The following is a 5,252-nucleotide window of genomic DNA, read 5'->3' as shown; positions in this document are numbered from 1 at the left end:
ATACATATCGCCCCATATACTTTAAAGGAGAATTTCTCGGGTCTATCCATATGGATACCAGCCTGCAACCCCTATATGACAGAATTCTGAAGTTCCTGGGAATCACCTCGCTGCTCTGGTCATTCATCATGGGCGGTGTATCTCTGCTGTCAAACTACCTGCAGCAACGCATATCCACTCCCATTTCCGATTTATTGCATGGTATGCAGAAAGTCTCAGACACTCAGGATTTCAGCCTCCGCCTGAAGCCTGAAAACAACGATGAAATTGCTACAATCATAGAAAATTTCAATGATATGCTGGGACAGATCCAGGAAAGAGATAACATCCTGACCTCTTACCGGCATGAACTTGAAGAAAAAGTCAGGGAACGAACCCGTAACCTGGTGGAGGCAAAAGAAGCAGCAGAAAAGGCCCGGGAGGTAGCGGAAGCGGCCAGCAGAGCCAAAAGTGATTTTCTCGCAACAATGAGTCATGAAATCCGTACTCCCATGAACGGGGTTTTAGGCATGACTGAACTGCTTCTGGACAGTGACCTTGACGTTCGTGCCCGCCGCCTGGCTGACACGGCACACCGTTCGGCGAAAAACCTGCTGGATATCATAAACGATATTCTTGATTTCTCCAAAATTGAAGCGAACAAACTGCAGTTGAACCTGGAAGATTTTCAACTGCGAACTCTTCTTGAAGACACTCTGGAACTTGTTGCCGGACAGGCACATTACAAAGGTCTGAAGCTGGAGCTTGATCTCCCTGAGGAGTTGCCGGAGCAGGTTACGGGTGATTCGGTAAAGCTGCGGCAGATCCTTATCAATTTACTCGGGAATGCTGTTAAATTTACCGAACAGGGAAAAATAAAACTCAAAGCTGCCATACTGTCAGCCCGGGATGAAAAACAGAAAATACTCTTTGAAGTCTCGGATACCGGCCCGGGAATATTGCCGGAACAGCAAATGAACATCTTCGATGCGTTCAGCCAGGGGGACAACACCATAACCCGGCGACACGGAGGAACAGGCCTGGGCCTTGCGATTGCAAAACGGTTGGTAGAAATGATGAATGGCACCCTTGACCTCATAAGCACACCAGGTAAAGGTTCCTGTTTCCGCTTTTCCATCGTGCTCCCCGTTCTTTCACCTCACTGTTCTCGATCACACAAGCATACGGTGTCAATGAAGGAAAATACCACGTTGAAACAGACTTATCTCCAGGGAAAAATCCTTCTTGCCGAGGACAATGAGGTCAACCAGGATGTTGCCATGGGAATGCTCTCAGCATTAGGCTGCACAGCAGATCTTGCTGAAAACGGGCTGCAGGTACTGACTGCGTGGAGTAACCACCATTATGATCTCATTCTGATGGATTGCCATATGCCTGAAATGGACGGCTTCAGTGCAACAGAAAAAATTCGCAGGATTGAACAGGAAGAAAACAGAGATCCTGTACCCATTATTGCTCTGACAGCAGACGTCCAGAAAAGAATTGTTCAACAGTGTCTCACCTCGGGAATGAATGCGTACCTGAGTAAACCGTTCAGTCGTCGGCAGCTTGCTGAAATACTGTGCCAGTGGCTTATTTCTTTTCCTGATGAAACACCAGAAGAACATACCTGTTCCACTTCAGACAGCTCTGGTAACCTGCTGGATTCGTCTGCACTTCAACAACTACGGGACCTGAAAAAAAAGACGGGGCATGATATTCTCTCAAAGGCAATAAATACTTTCCTTAAGCATTCTCCCATGGATATAGCTGCAATCAAAGAAGCAGCAAAACATAACAGGAAAAATGAACTCAAGAAACTTGCCCACCGCCTGAAATCAAGTTGCGCAACCCTGGGTGCTGTTGAACTGTCGAAATATTACGCAGAACTGGAAACCATTTCTGAAAGTACTGATTCCTCCCGCGTGTTGACTCTTGTGTCTCATATTGAAAACCTGCTGGAACGGGTAACAGATGCCTTAAAGAAAGAATATATCACTATTTCGGAAAATGAAGAAAATATGGTCTTGCCTCCAGCCCCCACACTGGATGGACAAATTCTTCTGGTGGATGATGATCCCTTTTTTCGTCTGACCACATCCAGGGCGTTGACTGCTGCCGGATATACCGTTTTTGAAGCTGAAAATGGCGAGGATGCCCTGGCAATGGCCAAACAGTTTATACCGGATATCGTACTGCTTGATGCTTTAATGGAAGGAATGAGTGGTTTTGAAGTATGTCGCAGGCTGCACGAAATGGAAGAGATCCGCAACCTCCAGGTATTGATGGTTACCGGACTTGAAGACAGTAAATCCGTCGATATGGCTTTTGAATCGGGGGCATCGGGTTTCGTTGTTAAACCTGTGAATTATCCCATCCTGCTTCAACAGATCAAATTCCAGCTCCGTGCCAGCAACAATGCCCGAAACCTGCTGGAAAACCAGGAACAACTGGCCAGTGCCCAGCGTATTGCGGGGTTTGGCTTCTGGCGCTGGGATGCCCTGTCGGACCAACTGACAGTCTCAGACAATCTGGCTGAAATGATGGGCCATCCTGAAAATTTCAAGCAGCATACCCTGAAAGATTTTATAGGACAAATCCACCCCGAAGACCGGGAATATGTTCACAGCATCATCATTTCTACTGCGGAAGGTGACCAGCCGCAACCAGCCGAGTACAGACTTGTTGTCAATAACCGTACTGCCATGACTGTACATCAGGAAATAGGCTATACGCCGAATAACAGACAGATTATCCTGGGGACTGTACAGGACATCACCCAACAGCTTGCAACACAGAAACGAATCAGACAACTCGCCTACACCGATGAACTGACCGGACTAGCAAGCCGGGCCTATTTTTATAAACATATGGAAGATATCATCAAAGCGGCAAAACGCAGGGGCGATCGTTTTGCTCTTGTCTACCTTGACCTTGATGGTTTCAAGGATGTAAATGACAGCCTGGGTCATGATGCCGGTGATGAACTGCTGAAAAAAATTGCTGAAAGACTTGAAATGATTTTAAGGGATACTGATTTTGTCGCCCGTCTTTCCGGTGACGAATTCTGTATACTGGTTGATCATGTCAATGATCAATATGTCGCTGCGGATGTAGCAAACCGGTGCCTTGAAGAAATAAACAGACCATTGATGTTGAATGCGAGAGAATTGCGCCCCCGCTGCAGTATCGGCATTGCACACTTCCCCGAAGACGGGGAAAATCAGCAGACACTTTTGAAAGCAGCAGACAGTGCCATGTACTCGGCCAAGGCCGGAGGCAGACATCGTTATGCTTTTTATCAACCGGAAATGACACTTCAGGCGGAAAAACGTTTATGGCTTGAACAGGAACTTCGATCAGCTATTGACCGGGACCAGTTTGAACTGCATTACCAGCCCCAGATAGATATTGTCAAAGGCCGCCTGGCGGGAGTGGAAGCCCTTGTCCGCTGGCGACATCCCGACCTGGGCCTGGTTCCACCCGACGATTTTATCAGGGTGGCCGAGAGAATAGGTATAATAAATTCTCTGGAAAACTGGGTACTGGAAACGGCCTGCTGCCAGGTATCACGGTGGAGACAGAAGGGAATTTCTGATTTCAAAATAGCCGTGAATATCTCTCCCATCCATTTCCGCGAACCGGAACTTTATGATACCGTCCATGAGATTCTTCAAAAAACCGGTGTTCCAGCCGAATTGCTCGAACTTGAGATCACAGAAAGTGTCGTTCAGAATCTGGACGGAAACATAACGATGTTTGAGCAATTAAGAGAAATGGGAATAAAAATTGCTATTGATGATTTTGGAACCGGCTATTCATCCCTCGCCTCTTTGAAAAATCTGCCCATAGACTGCCTGAAAATAGATCGTCTGTTTATCGTTGATATGATGGAAGATACGGATTCATCAATCCTGCTCGGTACTATTATCGGCGCAGCCCAGGCCCTTGGAAACACAGTCATTGCAGAAGGTGTTGAAAACAAGGAACAACTCCTTGTTTTAAGAGGAATCGGCTGTGAAATTGTCCAGGGCTTTTACTTCAGTGAACCTTTATTTCCTGAAGAAATTCCGGCCATGATAAAAAAAGATTTCAGAAAAATTATCACGGAAAATTCGACCAATGTTCCAGTCACCAGGGAATTTTCATGAATACTGCCGATAACAATCCAGTTCTGCAAACTTTAAACAGGGCACAGCTTCCTGTCTTACCCTCTTCCGTATCAACCCTTCTGACTGCCTTTGAAGATGAAGCTCTGGATTATAGTAGGATTGCGGAAATACTGCAGAACTTCCCCACGATTGTCATCAGGCTTATCTCCCTTGCAAATTCGGCATGGTCAGCACCAATCAGAAAGATAACTGAACTTGACGAAGCCTGTGCCAGACTTGGTTTTGGTGTTGTTAAGAGTATCAGCATTTCTCTTGCTGTTTCGGCCCCTTTTGATCCTGGTCGCTGCCCCCCTTTTGATGTTCATAAATATTGGGTTCGGGCAATGGCAGTGGCTGAAACAACTTTCAACCTGACTGTCGCAAGGCCTGGAAAGGACTTACTGAAAAGTGCCAGAACCGCTGGAATTCTGCATAATCTGGGTTTACTGTGGATGGCCCACCAGCTTCCACAAGCTACTGCCCTTGCGCTTCGTTTACATCAGTCCGACCAGAATATATCGATAAATCAAACCCTGAAAGAACAGACAGGTGCAGGGTACAGGGAAGCGGGTGGTTATCTCGGGAAACTGTGGTGTCTGCCTGACCCCCTGCCCCAGACAATGGAATTTCATGAGAATAAAGACTACAGAAACAAAGGATGGGAAATGTCTCTCCTGGTGGGTGTGGCAGTTTCCATGGTAACAGCGACTGAACTCAACCTCAAATGGTCTCCTCCATTTGATCCATTGGAAATCCTGGGAATTAAACCTGTTGATGCAGAAAAAATTTTTGATTATTTATGGGAACAGCTTGAACGGATTCATCAATCGGCGACTATCCTGATCGGTCACTGATCCCCATTATTGAGGCACCCTTGGGTACCCTGGATCTATCACCGGTTAATACTGAAAAACACTTCCCGATAAAACAGCATATTGTCAACGGTTCCCCATACCGTCACAGGTGATACCAATTGCAATTCACCGGAGAGAGGGCGTTCTTCTGCCTCCACATGACTCAACCCACCGAAAAGAAGAAAAAACAACACGACTGTTACATAAATAAGCAACATAAGGTTCCCGGGATCAAACCGGTTTTTATGTTTTTTATTATTGGCATGAA

At 46.4% G+C, this 5,252-nt stretch carries 3 protein-coding genes; 2 read left to right on the top strand and 1 reads right to left on the bottom strand.

The features are described 5' to 3' along the window. Positions 1 to 50 precede the first annotated feature (50 nt). Both ACXLDX_RS00290 and ACXLDX_RS00285 read left to right on the top strand, forming a co-directional pair. The gene (locus ACXLDX_RS00290; protein WP_457575185.1) at positions 51 to 4,130 is read left to right on the top strand and encodes an EAL domain-containing protein; all 4,080 of its coding nucleotides are present in this window, start codon (positions 51 to 53) and stop codon (positions 4,128 to 4,130) included. After that, positions 4,127 to 4,984, top strand: a complete 858-nt coding sequence (locus ACXLDX_RS00285; protein WP_457575184.1) for an HDOD domain-containing protein — start codon at positions 4,127 to 4,129, stop codon at positions 4,982 to 4,984. Before ACXLDX_RS00290 ends, ACXLDX_RS00285 begins: the two co-directional genes overlap by 4 nt. Before the next feature lie 38 nt (positions 4,985 to 5,022). Here ACXLDX_RS00285 and ACXLDX_RS00280 read toward each other — a convergent pair. After that, positions 5,023 to 5,252, bottom strand: a 230-nt coding sequence (locus ACXLDX_RS00280) for a hypothetical protein (RefSeq protein ID WP_457575183.1), incomplete at its 5' end; no start/stop codon positions are given.

This window comes from Desulfomarina sp., from assembly GCF_054039375.1.
Note: the sequence above shows the minus strand (reverse complement) of the source record. Positions and strands in the feature narration are given on the sequence as shown.

What these genes read in the sequence shown, in the direction of transcription:
- ACXLDX_RS00285 (WP_457575184.1), top strand. Translation starts at nt 4,127, where the DNA reads ATGAATACTGCCGATAACAATCCAGTTCTGCAAACTTTAAACAGGGCA.
- ACXLDX_RS00290 (WP_457575185.1), top strand. Translation starts at nt 51, where the DNA reads ATGGATACCAGCCTGCAACCCCTATATGACAGAATTCTGAAGTTCCTG.